This is a genomic window from Lysinibacillus sp. NPDC097195, from assembly GCF_044762075.1.
In the GTDB taxonomy this organism is placed as follows: Bacteria; Bacillota; Bacilli; order Bacillales_A; family Planococcaceae; genus Lysinibacillus.
The window spans coordinates 77865-98944 of the sequence record NZ_JBIWDP010000008.1 but is presented as its reverse complement, the minus strand read 5'-3'; the positions used below and the strand labels follow the sequence as shown (position 1 = coordinate 98944).

The 21080-nt window shown below is 38.1% G+C and carries 13 protein-coding genes; 7 read left to right on the top strand and 6 right to left on the bottom strand.

Features of this window, described 5'->3' with window-relative positions:
* Nucleotides 1–492: 492 nt before the first annotated feature.
* The 5 genes from ACIQXI_RS20920 (at nt 493) to ACIQXI_RS20900 (ending at nt 8311) form a co-directional block, all read left to right on the top strand.
* Nucleotides 493–5250, top strand: coding sequence for an endonuclease (locus ACIQXI_RS20920; protein ID WP_402928315.1), 4758 nt, complete (start codon nt 493–495; stop codon nt 5248–5250).
* Between the two features lie 180 nt (nt 5251–5430).
* Nucleotides 5431–5979: a DUF3990 domain-containing protein gene (locus tag ACIQXI_RS20915; protein ID WP_402928313.1), complete on the top strand. Its 549-nt coding sequence runs from the start codon at nt 5431–5433 to the stop codon at nt 5977–5979.
* Complete coding sequence (locus ACIQXI_RS20910) at nt 5966–6187, top strand: hypothetical protein (RefSeq protein WP_402928312.1); 222 nt, start codon at nt 5966–5968, stop codon at nt 6185–6187. Before ACIQXI_RS20915 ends, ACIQXI_RS20910 begins: the two co-directional genes overlap by 14 nt.
* Nucleotides 6188–6632: 445 nt before the next feature.
* On the top strand, nt 6633–7022 hold the full coding sequence (locus ACIQXI_RS20905; protein ID WP_402928309.1) for a hypothetical protein: 390 nt from the start codon (nt 6633–6635) through the stop codon (nt 7020–7022).
* Between the two features lie 65 nt (nt 7023–7087).
* A complete protein-coding gene (locus ACIQXI_RS20900; RefSeq protein ID WP_402928308.1) occupies nt 7088–8311 on the top strand; it encodes an SH3 domain-containing protein in 1224 nt (407 codons plus the stop codon).
* A 95-nt stretch (nt 8312–8406) separates the two neighbouring features.
* On the opposite strand, the gene ACIQXI_RS20895 is transcribed toward ACIQXI_RS20900, so the two are convergent.
* From ACIQXI_RS20895 to ACIQXI_RS20880, 4 genes are all read right to left on the bottom strand, one after another.
* Nucleotides 8407–10257: an FtsX-like permease family protein gene (locus ACIQXI_RS20895; RefSeq protein ID WP_402928307.1), complete on the bottom strand. Its 1851-nt coding sequence runs from the start codon at nt 10255–10257 to the stop codon at nt 8407–8409.
* A complete protein-coding gene (locus ACIQXI_RS20890; RefSeq protein WP_402928305.1) occupies nt 10247–11008 on the bottom strand; it encodes an ABC transporter ATP-binding protein in 762 nt (253 codons plus the stop codon). The genes ACIQXI_RS20895 and ACIQXI_RS20890 overlap by 11 nt, the downstream gene beginning before the upstream one ends.
* Before the next feature lie 100 nt (nt 11009–11108).
* On the bottom strand, nt 11109–12083 hold the full coding sequence (locus ACIQXI_RS20885; protein WP_402928304.1) for a sensor histidine kinase: 975 nt from the start codon (nt 12081–12083) through the stop codon (nt 11109–11111).
* The gene (locus ACIQXI_RS20880; RefSeq protein WP_402928302.1) at nt 12080–12772 is read right to left on the bottom strand and encodes a response regulator transcription factor; all 693 of its coding nucleotides are present in this window, start codon (nt 12770–12772) and stop codon (nt 12080–12082) included. Before ACIQXI_RS20880 ends, ACIQXI_RS20885 begins: the two co-directional genes overlap by 4 nt.
* A gap of 202 nt (nt 12773–12974) precedes the next feature.
* Between ACIQXI_RS20880 and ACIQXI_RS20875 the strand changes: the two genes are divergently transcribed.
* Nucleotides 12975–13973: an acyltransferase family protein gene (locus ACIQXI_RS20875; RefSeq protein WP_402928300.1), complete on the top strand. Its 999-nt coding sequence runs from the start codon at nt 12975–12977 to the stop codon at nt 13971–13973.
* Between the two features lie 628 nt (nt 13974–14601).
* Here ACIQXI_RS20875 and ACIQXI_RS20870 read toward each other — a convergent pair.
* Both ACIQXI_RS20870 and ACIQXI_RS20865 read right to left on the bottom strand, forming a co-directional pair.
* Nucleotides 14602–15783 carry an alginate O-acetyltransferase AlgX-related protein gene (locus ACIQXI_RS20870; RefSeq protein WP_402928298.1) on the bottom strand — a complete coding sequence of 394 codons (1182 nt, stop codon included), beginning with the start codon at nt 15781–15783 and terminating at the stop codon, nt 14602–14604.
* A gap of 10 nt (nt 15784–15793) precedes the next feature.
* Nucleotides 15794–17218, bottom strand: a complete 1425-nt coding sequence (locus ACIQXI_RS20865) for an MBOAT family O-acyltransferase (RefSeq protein WP_402928297.1) — start codon at nt 17216–17218, stop codon at nt 15794–15796.
* Between the two features lie 600 nt (nt 17219–17818).
* Between ACIQXI_RS20865 and ACIQXI_RS20860 the strand changes: the two genes are divergently transcribed.
* Entirely contained in the window at nt 17819–20734 is a 2916-nt protein-coding gene (locus ACIQXI_RS20860) for an S-layer homology domain-containing protein (protein ID WP_402928296.1), read from the top strand.
* The last annotated feature ends 346 nt before the right edge of the window (nt 20735–21080 follow it).

Genomic DNA, 21080 nt, shown 5'->3' with positions numbered 1-21080 from the left:
GGTCGTTTCCTGCTACATCTGTGAAGCCTGCTGCAGATGCCACTGGTACGATTGCAGATGCTACTAATGTTGCCGTTGCAGCCGTAGCTACGAATGAGGGTGGGGGACTCCAGCTCACAATACAAAAATTGTAAGCCACAAGCCTCGCGCCAGCGAGGCTTATGGCTTACTGTGCTGAGCGGAAAGCCCCGTCGCAGCGGAAAATATTTTCGTTCTTTTCGCTCAAATTGCTTTCCATAGCCTTGCATTACCTATATTCATTTGGTAATAGATTTCTATAAATAGTATAATTTACATTACGTAAATAGTGTATTAACACTATTATGGTTTCATATATATGTACTGTAGAAAAATCGTTTTACTAGTATTGATGGTACGGAGTATGTGAGAAAAGCCGCTTGCGGTGTAAGTTCAAACCGAAAGACGAGATAGGTAGATAGTAGATTTTCTTCACTTGATTTAAGCAAATACTTAAAGAGGAGCTAAACGACAATGTCTAAAAAGAAATGGAACAAGTCTTTTAATGCTTTACTAGCATCAACTTTAGTTGCTAGTGTATCGATTCCAGTAATGCCTGCTCAAGCTGTCGCTGCCGGACCAGCAGCTGATTTGATTATCTCAGAATATATTGAAGGGTCGAGTAATAACAAGGCGATTGAACTTTATAATGGAACGGGTTCAACCATTGATTTAAGCCAATATAGACTTGAACTTTATACAAACGGTGGGACTACTCCTACGAACAAACAGACGTTAAGCGGAACTTTAGCACATAATGAGACAGTTATTATTTATAATGCTAGTGCCGTGGCAGCAATCAAAGATAAAGGTGGATTTGCCTCAGCAGTTACTTCGTTCAATGGCAATGATGCCATTGTCTTGAAAAAGGGCGAAGAGGTGATTGATTCCTTCGGTCAAGTAGGCTTCGATCCAGGGAAAGCATGGGATGTAAATGGTGTATCCACTGTTGATAAAACATTGGTTAGAAAAAGTGCCGTGACGTTAGGTGACAACAATCCAAGCGATGTCTTTGATCCTTCGTTAGAATGGCAGCAATATCCAATCGATACATTTGATCACTTAGGTAGTCATGTAATGGATAGCGGAGAAGTAGGGCCGATTACAAAGGCTGAAGCAGTAACAGCTTCCACACCATCTGGAACTGTTGCGGCTGGTACAGCGATTGCCTTATCTTCTGCAACAGATGGCGCAACGATTTATTACACAACAGATGGTACAGAGCCGACAGTGGAAAGTGCTGTTTATTCGCAACCAATTATCATTGATAAAACAACGACGCTAAAAGCAATCGCAGTAGCAGATGGACTAGAAAATAGCGATGTCCAAACATATAGTTACACAGTAATTGGACAAGCAGATGTGCTGTCGATCGCTGATGCACGGAAAGAAGCAAACGGTACGACTGTTACAATTAAAGGGATTGTAGCAGGAAAGCTGAAAAATACGATTTCGGTGCAGGATGGCACAGGTGGTATTGCCGTACGTCCATCTAGCCTTAATGTAGAAATTGGTCTCGAAGTAACGCTGAAAGGGAAGTTAGCGGATTATCGAGGATTACTGCAATTAGACGCAGCTCAAATCATCGATAAAGTCGCAGGCGTTGGTGCACCCACTGCGAAAGTCGTAACAGGTGCAGAGGTCGGAGAAGCAAATGAATCGCAACTCGTTACGGTAAAAAATGTCACGTTGACGAATGCTCAAACAGGAAGCGGCTGGGCAAACTTCAGCGCGAGTGATGGCAGCACTTTCTTAGTGCGTGATGAAACTGCTACGCTTGGTTTAACAGCAGGCACAACCTATGAATCGATTACAGGCATTGTCCAACAGTTCGATAATGATTACCAAGTGATTCCACGTTCTGTAAATGATATTGTCGTCGATAGTAAAGCATTAAAACCAGCAATCGCATCTCCTGGCAGTGGAACATTTGTAGGTAAAACGACTGTTACATTATCGACATCTACAGCAAATGGTGAAATCTATTACACAGTAGATGGTACTGATCCAACTGTAGCAGGTACGAAATACACAACGCCAATCGACATTACGGCAAATACAACATTAAAAACAGTTGTAAAAGCTAGTGATGGCACGTTTAGTGAAGTGATGACCTATGACTATAACATTACTGATGCATTGCAAATCCATGATATTCAAGGGGAAGGGCATGCTTCACCATATGCTGGTAAAACGATTGAGGGCATTGAGGGGATCGTAACGTATTCATTTTCTTTAAATGGTAGTTATTATTATACGATTCAAACGCCTGATGAATTGGCGGATAATAATCCGAATACATCGGAAGGTATTTTACTTTATAGTGGAAAAAATGCTTGGCCAATTCAAGTAGGGAATTTAGTATCGATCAAAGGTAAAGTTGATGAATATGCGTACGATGGCTATAGTGATGCCAACCAAACAGATTTAAAAACAACGCAAATCAATGTACGAAATGACCAAGGTGGCAAAGTAGAAGTGCTAAAAAGTAGTGTAGCCTTACCAAAAGCCATTCAAATCGATAAATTAAAAATGTCATTTAGCCAAATTGATAGTGACAATCTGCAAGTTTTCAACCCAACAATTGATGCCATCGATTTCTGGGAAAGTATTGAAGGCATGCGCGTGGAAGTGGGCAATGTCAAAGCTGTCGGTCCACAAGAACATGGTGATTTAGTAACGGTTCTTGAAAGTGAACCAACGAATACGCTTCATGGTGGCGTGTTATATGAAGAAGGGAAAACAAACCCGAATCGTATCCAATTTAGATTAGAACCGAACGGAACAGCTCGTGATTTTGAAGTGGCAACAGGCGATAAGTTCAATGGACCGATTACGGGTATTGTTGGCTACTCTTATCAAAACTTTAAAATTTATGTGCCATTAGATCAAATGAAGCAAGCACATGTAAAAGGTGCGGCAACACCTGAGACAACAAAAATTGTTAAAGCAGAAGATAAAGTAACAATTGCTTCCTATAATTTAGAAAACTTCTCTAATAATAAATCATCTACTTCAGATGACAAGGCGCGTAAATTAGCGCGAGCAATTGCTGTTGATATGCAAACACCAGACATTGTTGGGGTAACAGAAGTACAAGATAATAACGGTGAATCTGCTGGCGATTCAAAGGCAGATCAAAGCTATCAACGTTTAATTGACGCCATTAAAGCGGCAAGTGGTGTTGAATATAAGTATGTCAATATTGACCCGGTAAATAATGCAGATGGTGGTGCTCCGAACGCTAATATTCGCGTTGGTTTCCTTTACAATCCAGCAAGGGTGAACTTGAAGGAAGGTAGCCCAGCAGGGGATGCAACGACGGCTGTTGGTTATCAAGACGGTCAATTAACGTTAAACCCAGGTCGCATTGACCCGACAAATGAAGCATTTGATAATAGTAGAAAACCGTTAGCTGCACAATTTGAATTCCAAGGTGAAGATGTTATCGTGATTGCCAACCACTGGAATTCTAAATCAGGCGACACGCCATTGTTCGGTGCGATTCAACCACCGCAATATAAAAGTGAAGTGCAACGCCAAAAAATCGCCAATATTGTTTATGGCTTTGTGCAAGATATTAAATCAAAAAATCCAGATGCAAATGTTGTATCTTTAGGTGATTTTAACGACTATCAATTTGCTGCACCGCTTAAAATTCATGAGGGCGAATTGATGACAAATATGATTAATAAAGCAGAAGACGCTGATCGTTACACATATTTATATCAAGGAAATTCGCAAGTATTAGATCATATTCTAGTTTCTAATAACCTGAAAGACAAAACAGTGATTGATATTCTTCATATTAATGCCGACTTTACAGATATGGCAGGACGTGCAAGTGACCATGACCCTGTTATGGTGCAAATGGACTTGAAAAAAGGTTCAACTGTGGAGCCGATTGTACCTGAAATCACTTATTACTATGAGAACTTTAAGAAAAATATTTTAAACATTACAAAGCCTAGTGTGGCATTGCATTTAGATGCGAATTCCTATATTACAAAAGGCGTACATCTTAAAGGGAAGTATGTAGAGTTACACGGTGAAGGCTTTAAAAACACAGATGTCATTATTACGCCAAATCATCCAGGTTCCATTGTAGATTTAAAAGGCAACATTTTTAAAAAGATCACAATTGAAGGTAAAAATGTCAGTGAAATTCGCGGCGCGGACAATATCGACTTTAAATTGATTGAACTAACGAAAGGTGCAACGTTAGAGAGCATAAAATTCACGAATTCAAAAGGGGACATCATTGTACCATTTGAAAACAAGCAACCAATCGTAAAAAAACCTATTTCAAACCAGACAGTAGCTGTAGGCACAGCAATTACAATTGATTTAACGGAACATTTCGCTGATCCTGATAATGATAAGCTGACATTTACAGCGACGAAAGGGTCAATTAATGGCAATCTATTAACGCTAAATTTAGAAGCGGGTAGTCATATTGTAGGTGTGACGGCATCTGATGGTAAGAAAAGTGTTACTACTAACTTTAGTGTTAGCGTAACGGCTAACAATGACTATTATGCTGCTGCCTATGACAAAGAAGGGCTAGCACTCAAAAAGGCGCTACACGATATTATTTCCAATCAAAAAGTACTGTCATATGACGATGCATGGGATGCATTAAGATATACGGATGAAGACCCGAATAATGTCAATAATGTACTATTATTTTACTCTGGTAAATCAAGCCCGAAAACTAATAACGGCGGCAATGTAGGCAACTGGAACCGTGAGCATACGTGGGCAAAATCACATGGTAATTTTGGGACAAGCAAAGGGCCAGGAACAGATATCCATCATTTACGCCCAACCGATGTACAAGTGAATAGCGCAAGAGGCAATTTAGACTTTGACAACGGTGGCAGCCCAGTCGCTGGCTGTAATGGTTGCTTTAAAGACTCCGATTCATTCGAGCCGCCTAATAATGTAAAAGGTGATGTCGCTCGTATCTTATTTTATATGGCAACGCGTTATGAAGCAGGCGATAAAGTGGATCTTGAACTAAATGACAAAGTCAACAACGGCACCAATCCTTACCACGGTAAACTGTCGGTTCTTTTACAATGGCATCAACAAGATCCTGTAGATGACTTTGAAAAACGAAGAAACGAAAGAATTTACGAAATCCAAGGCAACCGCAATCCATTTATCGACCACCCGGAATGGGTAGAAACGATTTACAGTAACAAAGCAGCGCTGAAAATGGTGAACTAACCACTAATAAGAAGCCCACTTCATTTGGATATGAAGTGGGTTTTTATCAATAAGAATCTATTAAAGTGAATTCCTGTTCTTTTTGTATGATATTTAAGAAGTATTTCAGAATATGATATAATAAGAGCCAAAATACGAGTGGTTAACGTTCGTAAAAAACGGTTATTACAGGGTAGAAATATGGAATCTTATTTATTTTGTTATCACGGTACAACAAAACGTGATGGAGAAAATATTGAACAGCGTATAGATTTGTCGAAGGCGCGTTTTCGTACAGATTTTGGGAAGGGCTTCTATGTAACAAATAATTTGAAGCAAGCTGAAAATTGGGCGATTGGAAGAGCTAAAGATGAAATGATAGATGGTCGATTGCCTGATGGTACTGAGCCAGTAGTTGTATATTTTCAATTAGATGTTAAAAAGTTGTTGAGTTTAACTACTAAGCAATTTGAGCAACCTACAAAGGAGTGGGCAGAGTTTATTTTCAATTGCCGAAGTACTGGTTTTATGAATGAATTATATCATTCTTATGATTGTACGCTCGGCCCACTTGCAGATGGGCGCACCAACATTTTAGTGCGTAAAATGCTTAATGGAATGATTACCCTTGATGAATTTTTTGATAGTATCAAGCCACTGTATAGTAAGAATTCTCAGTTAGCGTTACATACAGAAGCAGCAATTGAATGTTTGAAAATAGTGGGGGTGAAGGAAATTGAAATGGAATGAATACACATTTAATGAATTAGATTTGGAACTTGTCTTTTCGATTCGAGATGAACTAAAAAAAGTGTTAGGTGAGAAAGCTGATGAAGCGCTTATGACTTCTGGTTTCCTCCATCGTTTGCAAGAGGATCCACTCTATGTTCATCATTTTGATGAAGACTATTGGGTGAGCCATATTATAAAACGATTTCAAAAATCGATAGCGGGTTAGATGAAAAAAAGATTTAAGAAAACTATTGGGAGGATTCCTGGATATTAGACAGTTATCTTTTGTCCTTGTCCAATACCACCTATTGATTTACGAGTGCTCGTTGCTTGGTCTTGTCGATAATCTGTGTGCATATGATACTGCCTCCATTTAGGATATGAAAGAGACAGTAAAGTGCGAAAACTAGCCTGTTGTCGGTGCCTCATCACTGACAACAGGCTAGTTTTATTAAAACTGTATATTTAAGGAATTGAATCTAACAAAATTAATTCTTTTTCATCGATCCTATTTAATCGTGAATTTTTTAGTTCACCTTTTATAATTTCTATCTCAACTATCTATTGTACTTCCTCGGTATTTCTACGAAAGAAAGAATTAATTTCCTATTTTTGTGTTAAGGTATTTAGTAGATTCGTTTTTTCTCTATGTGCAAAGGATGTGAAATGTGTTGTTTAAAATCAAAGCAATTGCTGCTGTGCTTACAATCATTACGGGGATATTTATTATTCCACTATTTATTACTTCCGCTTACAGCATAGTATATGGGATTTATGGTACTATTTTCACTGCGCCTTCTATGATTGTAGCTTTAGTAGTTTCCTTACTTATTGAGAAATATAGTAAAAATAAAAATATATTATTTATGTATAGTAAACATTTATGTTATGCATTCATTTTTTCACTGTTGTTCACTCTACTAAATTTTGATATTAATACTTATAAGGATACGCTGTACATTAGTGCTTTATTGGGAAGTATTTATATTTTTATATTTGTAACATTTGATTATTTGCTTAAATTTGTATATAGGGGCGTTAATACTAATGAAGTACAATAAAGCAAAAAGAATCTATAACATATACATAAATTATTGTTCGTCATGAATAGGAAGGTTTGTCTAAAATGAAAAAGTGGTTACTTAGTTTAACAATTGCGGGGAGTTGCTTCTTTGCAACAGACGCACTTGCAAAGGAAGCAGTCGTTTGGGATGGCGCTGAAGTTGACTATGGGCAAGTTGGAAAAATGACGTTTTCTAAAGATGTGAAAGTATATAAACAAAATACAGACGAGACGTTTACATCACTCGTTGTGAAGAAGGGGAACTTTTTCCGTGTATATGGGGTGGAACAAACCTCCATTGGTAAAGTTTATACTATGAGTGGTGGTTATCGTGTACAAGCTACAGATTTAGTCATTTATCGTGAAGTACCTTTATCTATTCAACAGCAGCTTGGCACGAGTTTTACAAAAGGATCGAACATTTTTGTTTCTTCTAAAGGCGGTGTGGCCATTAAACCTGAGCCGAGAATTGACGTTGACAGTATCGGACATACAAAACACGGTGCGATATTACAAGTCATTGGAACAGAAGGGGATTATGTAAAAGTAATGTATGACCCAGGGCAAGGTTCAGATTATGTAGTAGAAGGTTATGTCCCTAAAAATTTTGTCTCAGCAATACCAACAGCAACAACTCAATATTTAACGGAAGAAGTGCGTTTCGGGAAACAAATTGAAGCGACATCTCATATGGGGAATTATCCACGTGGTCAAAAAGTTTCGACTTACTTTACAACGGTGAGTGGCTATACCTATATTTCTATAGGAAATGTATTTGGCTTTGTAAAAACGACATCACTTTCAAATGATAAAGTTATAGACAAGCCACTTCAAAAAATTGATGTGTCAGCTAACATCGCTTTTGATACAACAAAAGAAATAAATTATGGAACTAGTGATAGTCCAGCTACGAGCGGTGTGACGACATCCGGGCTATATAAACCCGTGTCTCCAAATTCGCTAGAAGGCACCATTTATTCAACAGATGGTGATGTTGAATTTTTTAAGAAAAGCATGTTTCAAGCGAATGTCACCGATAAAGAAATTGTTTATAAAATTGATGATATGACAATTAAACTTGCATTTCCAGTTAAGGTTGGAGATGCGATTGAAGTGAACGGGAAAAAATATAAGATTGAAAAAATTCTTGAGACATATACACCACATTATTCAACTTCTACTGTGGAAAATGCAATCTTTGCAGGCGACTTTGTAATCGGAAAAGAATATATATATCAAGGAACACAATTTTACTGGCATGCTTGGTATCATTATGTAGAATTATAACGACAAAAGGCAAGAATACTAATATAACAGTATTCTTGCCTCTTTATATTAAGGTCCTTTTTATACTTATTTTAAAAAAAAGGTGACAGGCACGCTTACTGCACGTCTAATAATTTCTTCAAATAGCTTCGACGGATAATAAAGAAGCTGCCTATAAATAATAGTAAAAAAATACTAATGCCGATTGCGGTCATTTCATAAAATGTCGAAGAAATGTAATCGCGCATGGCTAACACGACGCAAACAAGTAGCATGCTTGCCAATGTAAATGGGATAAAAACTAGCATAGCTAATTCTTGTGTAACGACGGAACTTACTTCACGCATAGATAGGCCGATTTTGCGAATGCCTGTATATTTTGCTTTTTCACCTTCAAGTGATGTTTGTAGGTAAAAGTATAAAATGCTCATTGCCGCACTTAAAAAAATTAGACTAAGCATAAAGCCGATGAAGAACATGATACTTTTTACAAACTTCTCTGTAGCGTATAAATCAATTTTCGATGACATTAAATGCGTATCATTAGATGAGATAGTAGCAGAAATAGTTTCCGCTACATCGATGTGGTTTGTCCAATCTTGAAGCTCAAAAGCAAACACTTTGTAGACAGGGAAATCCAGCTTGTCGTAAATGGTATCCGGCACGATATAATAAACATTTTGAAGGCCGGTTAGTAAAATATTTTGTTCTTGTAAACCAGCAAATTGCAGTTTTGGTAGTGCGTATTCATGGATCGTGTCAATAGCAGGACGTACGCCTTGATGGCCTGCTGCAACGTAATATTCATTATCTTTTATTGTAATGCTTTCATGAAAAGCGAGTGCATTGTAATTGCTTACAGACATAAACGCAATTCGTCGTTGTGCATCTGTTTTGAATGCCGAATAATAAGCATCATACGGACCTGCTTTATCTAAAGCCGATTGGATATAGCTAATATCTTGTCGTTCTTGTGCAAGTGAATTCCCAGGAAGGGAAGTATATTGGAAACTATAAGGGTACAAGCTTTCCGTTCTCTCTTTTACATTGTAGTAAGAGCTGTAGAGGACACTTGTACATAAAAATACACCGAGCAATAAAATCGTTAGTAAGTAGATTATATGTGCATGGGAGCGACCCTTTGCCTGTAAGTTAGAAACAACAAGCATATTGGTTTTTCTATAATAGGAAGTGCCCTTGATTTTCATTCTTATTATCCATAGTATGCCTTGGGTAATGATGAAATAAATTGTTAACAGTGAGCTAATCATTAAGGCGATATAATACAGCATGCCGAATGATTCAACCCAAGTAAATTGTAATTTCATTGCAAGCAATAAAACACTACTTACGATCACTGATAGCAATAATTTAACAGGCGAGGAGGCAATAATTTTCTCTGTTGTCACATCAGCTTTTAATAGTTGAATTGCTTCTTCCCGATTGATAAAGCGTGTAATAATTTTCGATACGATTAAAAACAACATGCTGAACAGAACGACGGTTAACAAGATTGCTGCTAATGGTACATACATTCCGAATGTATTTGCTCGCAGCACACGTTTTGCAATCATTAAAAATAAAGGTGAAAGAATAAGCCCTAGTGTGATTGCTGTCATAATGGCAGCACCACCAATCAGCATATTTTCTCTGAAAATCATTGTGCGAATTTGCTTCATGGATGCACCTGTAATCATAAACGTGCCGAGTATTTTTGTTTTCTTTTTCAAAAACGCAAAAATAGAGTAAATGATAAAGATAAACGAGAAAATATAAATAAAGAAACTAGCAAACATCATCGTAATGCCAAGCGTACTATTTTGATCAATAGCAGCAAGCATTGGATGGAATGCTGTAATGGAAAATAGAAAGAACACTAAAATGGAAAAGACACTACTTAAAAAATAAGAAATATAAGTCCATTTATCACGTAAAATATTTTGTACAACAATATCATTAAATTTCATGCTGTCCACCACCTAAAAACGCAAGTGTGTCCATAATTTCTTGGTAAAATTGCTGTTTATTGTTGCCGCGCCTTACTTCGTTATAGAGAGAGCCATCCTTAATAAAAACCACACGCTGTGCAAAGCTTGCGACATAGGCATCATGTGTCACCATTAAAATCGCTGTTTTCAATGTTTGATGAATGGATTCCAATAATGCCATCACATCATTGACCGCTTTGGAATCTAAGTTTCCAGTCGGTTCATCGGCTAGCAATAAGCTTGGTTCATGAATAACAGCCCTTGCGATGGCTACCCGTTGTTTTTGCCCACCTGAAATTTCAAATGTGCGTTTCTTTAAAATCCCTTCAATACCTAATAGTTGAGCTACATTCGCTAAACGTTTGTGCATATCATTGATATCAACTGAGTCTAATGCTAATGGTAGTAAAATATTTTCTTCAACTGTCAATGTGTGAACAAGATTAAAGTCTTGAAATACAAAGCCCAGCTCATTGCGGCGGAACTTTGCTAGTTCATCGTCATTAAGCTCGTATGGATTTTTGTTATTGATAGAGATTTTGCCACTTGTCGGGCGGTCAATTGTAGAGATGCAATTAAGGAAGGTTGTTTTACCACTACCGGAAGGACCCATCACGGCAACAAATTCATTGTCAGCTAATTGAAAATCGATGCCCTTTAATGCTTTATAGACAACTTCTCCCGTATACTCTTTGTGAAGCTGATGGACCTGTAGTATTGTGTTTGACATGTATCATCACTCCTTGTGTATCTGTTGTACTTTTAGTATAGATACTTTCGTGAATTGCATATATCGCTATACATGACAGCAGTATGACAAAATTGTCATACTACTTTTTTATACTGTTTGAGAAATCAATGATGATCGTCGTCTCATTATTTACGGACTGTAACTGGAATGGGTGGTCTAACGTTGTGAGTATTCGTTTCACTAAATACAACCCGATACCAGTGGATTCCCCTTTCTTGCGCCCTATAGAACCTGTGTAATACAAGTCAAAAATGCGCGCAATTTCATTTTGGGGAATAGTTTCACCATGATTTTTTATTAGTAAATGGCCATCTTCATAATGGATGTTTACCGAAGAATGCCGTTCGCCATATTTAACGGCGTTACTTAATAATTGATAAATAACGACCTTTAGCCATTTGCGATCGGAATAGAGTAACACGTCGTCTTGGATTGTGCATTTGGGGAATAGCTCTGCTTCAATAAAGTAATCTTTTAAATCATTAATTACTTCTTGTACAACTACTTTTAGTTGTATAGCTTCAATCTTTACATCTGCCAATAAATTCGTCGAGCGACTGTAAGTTAGTAGTTGATTCAACGAAAAATTCAGCTTGTCACATTGGGCTTTCACCTTTTGCCATTCAACAAGTAAAGTCGCATCTTTCCATTGGTTGGACTGAATCAGTAGTTGAATGACAGAAAGGGGTGTTTTCATTTGATGCACAGCATGGGAAATGAGCACTTGCTGCTCCTGTGAGAACTGCTTGTATTGTTCTTCGTGAGCTAGCAGTAAGTTTTGTATCGATTGTACTTGCTGTGCGTATGCTTTTTCATACGGAGCAAGAGGACGATAAATAGCTTGTAGTGTATTTTCTTCAATATGTGCATACATTTTTTTACGGCGTACATAACGAACATACAATAGGACAATTAACAGTACAGTCGCTAAAAATACAAAATAACCGTAATGGTTGTCAAAGCCATCTAACAGTTGCATAGCAATAGGGAAGCATAGAAACGTCAAGAGATATAAAACAATAATACTTAGGTGGTCTTGTAAAAATAGCTTCATATTTGCTTCTCCGATAGTTGATAGCCTATGCCACGGATGGTTTGTATTGCTAATGATGATTGAATGGCCTCTAATTTTTTACGTAGCCTTACAATATTGACCGTTAGCGTATTTTCCTCAACAAAGGTTTCATCATCCCAAATAGCACTGAGTAACTGCTGTCTCGTCACGACATTTGGATATGCTTCAAAAAGGATTGTACAAAGTCGCAGTTCTTTGACCGTAAGTAGTTCTTCATTTTCGGCTGTGCTTAATCGGACTGTATCGATGTTTAACGTTGTATTACCTTTATGAAGGATGCGCGCTTGTGCATCTACCGCATATTCACCATATATTCGTCGGATTTGTCCATTAATTTTTGCTAACACCACTTCGAGAGAGAATGGCTTTGTAATAAAGTCATCTGCGCCGTTTTCAATCCCGTAAACTTGATCGGCATCACTCATCCGAGCGGACAAAATCATAATGGGGCAGTTCGAAACTTGCCTTATTTTTCGTGACCAATAGTAGCCATCGAAGGCAGGGAGATTGATGTCCATTAAAACTAAGTGCGGTTGATATGTTTGAAAATCCTCGAGTACTTTATCAAAGTCTTGCACAATCGAGCCTTGATAGCCGTATTTAGCAAGTTGGTTTTTTAATGTTTGTGCAATATCTATGTCATCTTCAACGATTAATATTTTATACATTTTATACCCCTCTTATAGCTAGAAGCTTTCTTTTATCTTTATCATGAATCGATTTCAATATACGCCAAATATTGCATATTGGCTATTGTAAATGAAAGCATTTGCTGTTTGCTAGCAAAGTAGATTACAAGTATCACCATTGCAAACATCGACAATCTATGACATCCTTAATAGAGAGAGAAAGTATTAGGAGAATGTTGTAGTGATAAAAGAATGGGATTTACTACGTGTGGTGGCATGCCTATCTATTTTACTATTGCATACATCATCGTGGATTATTATGGAGGTTGGGGTAGAGCCGGAGCAACAGTTTTACTTATTTTTACGTATTGCACTTTGCTATGCAACACCGACGTTTATTGTGTTATCCATTTTAATAATGTCGAATCGATATCGTGAACGACTACCAAGTAATTTTTGGTCGAGTCGTATTCAATATATTTTTGTACCTTTTTTAGTGTGGGCTTTTTTAGATGCGTTATTAGTGGAGTCGATTTATCGAAAAGGTTTGCTATGGGACAAGTACTATCATAACGTGGTGTCTGGTGAGTTTGTCGGTTGGTTTGTCGTTGTCATTATGCAACTCTATGTGATCATAGCGCTGATGAAGCGCTTTAAGTGGTCGATTGCTTGGTTTTTACCGCTGAGTGTGTTAATTACACTTGTGCATCATGCGGTCATTCGATTGCCATATCCTATTTTTGAGGACAATGTCATGGTAATCCGTTTACTATTTACAGGATGGCTCGGGTATTTTGCTGTGGCCTATGCGCTTGGTGTTTATTATGAACAGATTGCGGAGTTGGCGAAGAAATATCGCGGTGCAACAGTAGTATTTGTGTTGCTATCTATGGTGTTCTTATATATTCGTGTGCAACTTGGCTATATAGAAGTGCATTCAAGACGGCTAGATTTAGTGCCCCTTGTGGTGAGTATTGTACTTTGCGTAATTGCCTGGGGGCAGTCGCTGCCATCGACGAAGATTGTTCGTATAATAAGTCAATATGCCTTTATGATTTACCTTATCCATTGGGAAGTGCTGCGCCTATCCACAAGCTGGTTCGTGGCGCATTTTGACAGCACCATAACTCGTGTTCCAATGCTGTTGCTGTGGACGCTTGTTGTTTGTATCGGACTGACAAAGCTGTTGTCAGTCCTACCATTTAGCCAATATGTTGTCGGCAAGCTGAAGAAACGTTAAAAGCAGTGATTTCTATAGTAGAAATCACTGCTTTTTTGTTGCTGGTCGGGCGTTGGCATCTCGGGTAAAGTTGGGTAAATCGCGGGTAGACTTGTGTGAAACTCGGGTAGAACCCCGGGAAACGCGGGTAGACCTGTGCGAAACGCGGGTAAAACCCTTGGAATCGCCGATAAACCCGAGCGAAACGCCGATAGAACCCCGGAATCCCCTGTAAACCCTGGAAATCGTGGGTAAACTCGCGCAAAAACCACGAACACCATGGGAAACGCCACATAACTTGGGAGAATCGCCACAAAACTCATGAGAAACGCCACCACCCAGCAGAAATCGCCGATAGAACCCCCAGAATCGCCGATAAACTCGTGCGAAACGCCGATAGACCCCCCGGAATCGCCGATAGACTCGTGCGAAACGCTGATAGAATCCTCGGAATCGAGGGTAACCTCGTGCGAATCGCCACTAACTTCGGGTGAAACGCCACAAACCTATGAGAAAACGCCACTAAACCCTGGCAAATCGCCACAAACCCCGGCAGAATCGCCACTAACCCAGAAAGAATGGCTCCCCACTCTTGCAGAAATCCCTGATAGAACCTTGCAAATCATCGCTCTTGCTTCACGAACGATGATTACTCCGGCATTAATTTTAAATTACGGTCATTGTAGGCAAGAATAACATAGTCCGGTTGCATGTTTTGCAAGTAAGGAATAATATCTTTCTCTAAATAACGTAAGTCTAAAATTGTTAACGTTTTAAAGTGACTGGCTACATGAAATTGAATCGTGTTAAAGTATGAATCTTTAATGACGACGAGGTGCTTATCGCTGTCATAGTTTTTATTGACGATAGTGAGCTCGGCAAAGTCACGGCTGTAGGCTTCGGCGTAGTTCACGACTGCATCGGCACTCATTTGTTTGGCGCGTCCGTACACTGCTTCATACGGGGCAGTGACGCCATCTTCAATTGTACCGTCGTAAATTGTAAATTGTGATGCGAACGAAGCGGGCTCATTGTAGCAGATTTGTTCATCATTATCGACGGTCATATACAGAATTTTATTCCATGAGCCGGCAAACTGATTTGGTAAACAAAATGTCTTCTCTTCATCATAAGGAATGGGTGCTATCGTTTCCCCAAGTCGTTCGCTTAGTGTGTGAATAAGTGCTTCGTAACCAGAGTACGCACCACGGATTGTCCAGTGGTGATCCGTTTTATAGAAGTTGCGCTCAGCAGAAAAATCATCCTGCATGTCATTATAAAGACGAACATTGTCTACCCTAGCTGCTGTCACCAATTCGTGCAGTTTTGTATTGTTGGCAATCCCCGCATCGTCAGGCATATAGCTTGGACTAGGCTCACGTGAGTAAGTCGCCTTTGCAGGTAGTGAGTAGAACGTAAACGGAATATGTTTTTCGGCTAGTCCTTCACTTAAGCGCTGTAAGTCTGAGGCAAAGGAAGCTAGCTCTTCTTCCGGTTTGGCTGCGGCTGGTTTGGAAATAATCCAACCGCTATTATCATCGACTGCGTACTTATCGTTTATATACGTTTTGCCTACAATCCGCTGAAAATTAACATAATTGCGCATCCATGTATCACGTGCAGGAAACTGATCCGAAATATAAGTTTCAACTTGTTTGGACCAATCACCTGAAAAGATTTCCTGTGGACTAGGCGTGATGTTGGCAGATGCTAATGCACGGTTTTCCATTTCTGATTGCGGGCGATCCACAGTTAATACATGCACGACGAAGCCACCGAAAATGATGCAAAAAAATGTAATTGGTAATAGATACGTTTGAATTTTTCGCATGATGTCCCACCTAAAATCTAAAGTAAATGAATGGATTATGTGTTGCGTTCACTAAAAACATCGTAATAAATAACAAAAGAGCACCATAGTAAATGGTTTGCGTAATGCGTAGGCTCCAATCAAATGACAGGGAAGTGCTAGCCTTTTGCTCGCTCCAGTTGTGATAAATCTTATAAATTGGCATCGCAAAAATAATCGCGATAACAAAATAAATAGCATAATCCTTTGACAGTAAAATCGTTTCATAATTGTACAAAGGAGCATCCGTTAGACCAAACATTGTTTTGATAAATGCAAATGCATATGTAAAGTCATTCGCTCTAAAGAAAACCCAGCCAATCATGACAATAATTAAAATATACATATGTCGTAATACACGTGGAATACGCGTTAACCATTTCAGCAGTACCCATTTTTCCAGGCAGATTAATATCCCATAGTAAAAGCCCCAAGCCATAAAAGTCCAGCTAGCCCCGTGCCAAAAACCAGTTAGTGTCCATACCACAAGTAAATTGCGATATAGCTTCCATTCGTGACTTACGCGGCTACCACCGAGTGGGAAGTAGACATAATCTCTAAACCAACTGCTAAGTGAAATATGCCAGCGACGCCAAAAGTCTGTAACAGATTGTGCTATATACGGATAGTTAAAGTTTTCTTCAAATTTAAAGCCAAAAATACGAGCTAACCCAATGGCCATATCACTATAGCCTGAGAAGTCGAAATAAATTTGAAGTGAGTACGCTAAAATCCCAATCCACGCAGTACCTGTTGTTAAATCTCCACCTGATAAGCTAAATACATGATCGGCTACTTCGCCCATTGGATTGGCAATCAGTACTTTTTTCGCCAAGCCTTGCACAAAGCGGCGTGTCCCAATCATCCAATCTTCAGATGTAGCGATTCGTTTTTTGATTTGCTCAGCGACTGTTTGATAGCGAACGATAGGTCCTGCAACGAGCTGTGGAAATAATGTAATGAAAAGTGATAAATCCAAGAAATTGCGCTGTGCCTTGACGTCTTTGCGATAAACATCGATGACATAACTAAGTGCTTGGAACGTGTAAAACGAAATACCAATTGGCAGTGGCACAGCCTGCCATTCAATCGGTTGCGCCAAATAATTGTTAATAATGTCTACGAAAAAGCCAGCGTATTTGTAATAGCCTAAAATCGCTAAATTACTAACAATGACTAACCAAAGGAGCGTTTTGCGCTTTGATTGTGAAGCGGTGTTTTCAATGACAATACCGAGCACATAATTGAGCACAATGGATAACATCATTAAAAGCACATACTTCGGTTCACCCCAAGCATAGAAGAACAAACTAGCCAACAGTAAAATCGTATTGCGTAACATCTTCGGAGAGATGAAGTACAAAACAATTACTAATGGCAAAAAGACATATAAAAAAATAAGACTACTAAATACCATTTCTGTCAAATCCCCATCTCTGTAAATGATAGAACTTCTTGAATCGCTGATAGATTCTATGATCGCTGATAGACCAGAGTAAACCGCCGATAGAATGCTATGAATCGCCGGTAGACCAGAGCAAACCGCCGATAGAATACCCTGAATGCAGATAAACCCAGCTATATCAAGGGTTGGAGCTCAGTAACTGCAGATAGAATAAAATAAACTCGCCTATATTCTGGTTTCCAAAATAACTTAATCCATTTTTCCAAGGGAATAAATGAATAAATTACCTATATTATTGTAACGTAAATTCATGAATTGTTCACTATTCCATTAACAGGGTAGTTTGGCTTAGTAAAAAAAACCTGGAAGGGAAAAAGTCTCAGTAAGTGTGGGTAAATTGGTATATTTTATGCATAAAATCCGCGTTTTCTACCTAATTATTGGGTGGAATCTAATATATAAATCAACTAATTTTTGTATTTATAACCAGTGAAGTATTACCGTTACCACATCTTTCATTCCAGATATTTCACATGGAAATATATGTTCTACTTCTCTTATAATAGAATCGTAGTCATAAAAGTGGCTAATTTATCTAGGAGGTTTTTAGACATGAAACAAAAATATAGCAAATGGGTTGTCGGCGCAGCATCAGCAGCTCTAGTAGCATCAGCAATTGTACCAGTAGCTAGCGCAGCAAGCTTTTCTGATATTGAATCAAGTGATCACAAGGACGCTATCTTAGCATTAGCGGACGCAAACATCGTAGGCGGATACCCAGACGGTACATTCAAACCGAACGCAGTGGTAACACGTGGTAACGTAACAAAATTCTTAGGTAAATGGTTAGTATCAGAAGGTTATGAAATTCCAACTGATTACAAAACAGAAGCTCGTTTCACTGACCTTCCAACTACAACTCCTGACCAAGAATTATTACAATATGCAGCACTTGTTAAAGACGCTGGCGTATTCAAAGGTTCTAACAACAAATTAATGCACACAAACAACATGTCTCGTGAACAAATGGCTGTTGTATTAGTACGTGCTATCAAAACTGTATACGGTGTAGATTTAGTAGCAGATTACAAAGAATCTGATTTCAAATCTGCAATCACAGATTTAGACAACACTACAGCAACTGAAAACCGCGAAGCAATCATTGCTTTAGAATATGCTGGTCTTACAAACGTTAAAGCGTTCAACCCTAAAAACTCTTTAACACGTGGTCAATTCGCATCATTCTTAAACCGCACAATCACTAACGTTGCACCTACACCTGCACCAGTGAAAGTAGAATCAGCTAACGCTACAAACGGTACAATCACTGTTAAATTAGCAGAAAAAGCTGAAGCAGTAGAAGCTGAAGACTTCACAGTAACTCAAGCTATTAACGGTGGCGAAGCTACAGAAGTTAAAGCATCAGCAGCAGTACTTTCAGCTGACGGATTAACTGTTACATTAACAGTTGATAAAGTAGCAGCTCAAGAAATTACTGAACAATCTGTTGTTTACACTGTAAACGAAGTTGCAGCTCCTGCATTTGTTGTTGAAGCAACAAACGCTGTAGTTACTTCAGTTACTGCAATTAACGCTAAAGAAATTAAAGTTGCATTTAACAAACCTGTTAAAGCTACAACTGTAGAAGCTGCAGATTTCACTGTAACTAAAAACAATGGTACTGCTGTAGCAATTTCTGCTGCTTCTGATGCAATTACAGTTGCTGAAGACGGTCGTTCAGCTGTAATCACATTAGATGCTGGTTTAAGCAATAATGATGTTGTTAAAGTGGTAGTTGCTAAAGATTCTATCTTAACAAGTGCTTATGATAAATTCGAAGGTGCTACTTTCTCTGACATTAAATTTGTTGATAATCAAGCTCCAAAACTTTTATCTGCAAAAGCTACAGATGGTACAACTGTTGAATTAACTTTTGATGAGCCAGTTGATTGGACAACTAATGTTGGTGGTATTTCAGTAAATGGTGCAACTCTAGTAGCTGGTGCTAACACAACAAAAGCTGGAAACTATACTTATAGCTTCACAGTTGCTCAATTAAAATCAGGTGCTAACACAGTTCAAGTTCTTAACTATGCTGACTTTGCAGCGAATAAAGAAGCATTAACAACTACTACTGTAGATTATGTTGCTGATACTTCTATTCCAGAAGTTAGCTCTATTAAAGCTGAAGATAGTGCTTCATTCATCGTAACTTTAAACAAAGCTGTTGATACAATCGCTAAAACTAACTTCACAGTTAAAAAAGGTAACTATACTTTTGACTCTAATGATTTAACTGTTGGTTATGTTGACGCTAAAGGTGCAGATTCAGTAGCTGCTACTAAATATGTTAAAGTTACAGTTCCTACTCAAGCTACAACAGCTAATCCATTATATGGTACTGACGAAGCTTCAGTAGGTTTATCAGTAGCTTTATCAGGTTATAAAAATGGCACAGTTTTAGGTAAAGAATATACTGGTTCAGTTACATTATCTAAAGATGTAGCAGCTCCAAAAGTAGTTTCATCTAAATTAATTACTTTCAATAAAACTGCAAAAACAATTACAGTTCCATTTGACAAAACTTTAACTTTAGCAGATGCTACTAAATTAACAGTTGTTAGTGGTTCAGTAAAAGTAGCTGCAACACCTACTGTTGATGGAAAGAACCTTGTAATCACAATTGACGATGCTGCTGGTCTTACTGATGGAAATTACAGCCTAGTACTTGATAAAGGTTTAGTTAAAGATGGTAGCAACAATGTAAATGAAGCTACTACATTATCTACAACTGTATCAAATGCAGTTGCAACTTTAGTAAAAGATGGTACTATTTTCGGTACTACTGCAGTAGCGGAAAACGGTAAAAATGTAATTACTGTAACATATGGTGTTAAAGTTGACGATGCTGCTGCAACAGCTTCATCTTATTCATTAAACGGCTCAGCACTTCCAAGTGGTTCAGTTGTTTACTTCACAAGCTCAGCTAAAGATACAGTGAAAATTGAATTACCAGCTTCTTATACAGTTGGTTTAGACAATCTTTCTGCAAAACTTTCTTTAAATGCAAATGCAGTTAAAGTAGCAGATTCTACTAGTGCAGATTATGGTAAAGTGATTTCTTCATCTGCAACTGAAGCTAAATCTATTGAACAAGTTGTAACGTTAAAAGATAATGTTGCTCCAACAGTTACAAAAGTAGAATACATTAAAGATTCTGCAACTGGATTAGCGACAGGTCTTAAATTAACATTCTCTGAAAATGTAGATGATTCTACTTTAGATGGCGGAACTAACCCTACATTCGTAATTAAACAAGGTACAACAAATGTTGCGTATACAATGGCAGCACCAGCAGGTACTGATGCAGCTGATGACAATGTATTAACATTAAGCTTTGCAGGTAATTTAACACTTGCAGCTTCAAATGTTGTTCTTTATACTTCTGCAACAGCAACTGATTTAACATTAACTGATTTAAGTGGTAACAATAAAATTGGTGCTATTTCAGGTATCTCTGCGCAATAATCTTAACGATTATTAATCCACGCCTTCCTTTATGAGGCGAACGGATTCAAAAACTCCTATCTTCTTCGGAAGATAGGAGTTTTTTTGATTAATATCGTTTGGATTCTCTTTTTTAATATATTATTATCTTGAATTCTAGCTCTCATGTATGCGTGCATGAGAGCTTATATCTTTAGGAGGGAATGTGAATGAATGCTCTCGTAGAAACGTACAGTACCTAAAAAGAAATTACCTTTTTTCGTTGCTTGTGGGTATACATGAAATACCTGTCTGAGTTGTTTATAAAATCATTCCTTTACATAATCCCTTCATTTTTTAATGAAATCTACAAGTAAAAGATTTTTAA

Bases quoted from the DNA above. Each gene is read 5' to 3' on its own strand.
- ACIQXI_RS20920 (WP_402928315.1), top strand. From the start codon at position 493: ATGTCTAAAAAGAAATGGAACAAGTCTTTTAATGCTTTACTAGCATCA.
- ACIQXI_RS20915 (WP_402928313.1), top strand. From the start codon at position 5,431: ATGGAATCTTATTTATTTTGTTATCACGGTACAACAAAACGTGATGGA.
- ACIQXI_RS20900 (WP_402928308.1), top strand. From the start codon at position 7,088: ATGAAAAAGTGGTTACTTAGTTTAACAATTGCGGGGAGTTGCTTCTTT.
- ACIQXI_RS20895 (WP_402928307.1), bottom strand. From the start codon at position 10,257: ATGAAATTTAATGATATTGTTGTACAAAATATTTTACGTGATAAATGG.
- ACIQXI_RS20890 (WP_402928305.1), bottom strand. From the start codon at position 11,008: ATGTCAAACACAATACTACAGGTCCATCAGCTTCACAAAGAGTATACG.
- ACIQXI_RS20885 (WP_402928304.1), bottom strand. From the start codon at position 12,083: ATGAAGCTATTTTTACAAGACCACCTAAGTATTATTGTTTTATATCTC.
- ACIQXI_RS20880 (WP_402928302.1), bottom strand. From the start codon at position 12,772: ATGTATAAAATATTAATCGTTGAAGATGACATAGATATTGCACAAACA.
- ACIQXI_RS20870 (WP_402928298.1), bottom strand. From the start codon at position 15,783: ATGCGAAAAATTCAAACGTATCTATTACCAATTACATTTTTTTGCATC.
- ACIQXI_RS20865 (WP_402928297.1), bottom strand. From the start codon at position 17,218: ATGGTATTTAGTAGTCTTATTTTTTTATATGTCTTTTTGCCATTAGTA.
- ACIQXI_RS20860 (WP_402928296.1), top strand. From the start codon at position 17,819: ATGAAACAAAAATATAGCAAATGGGTTGTCGGCGCAGCATCAGCAGCT.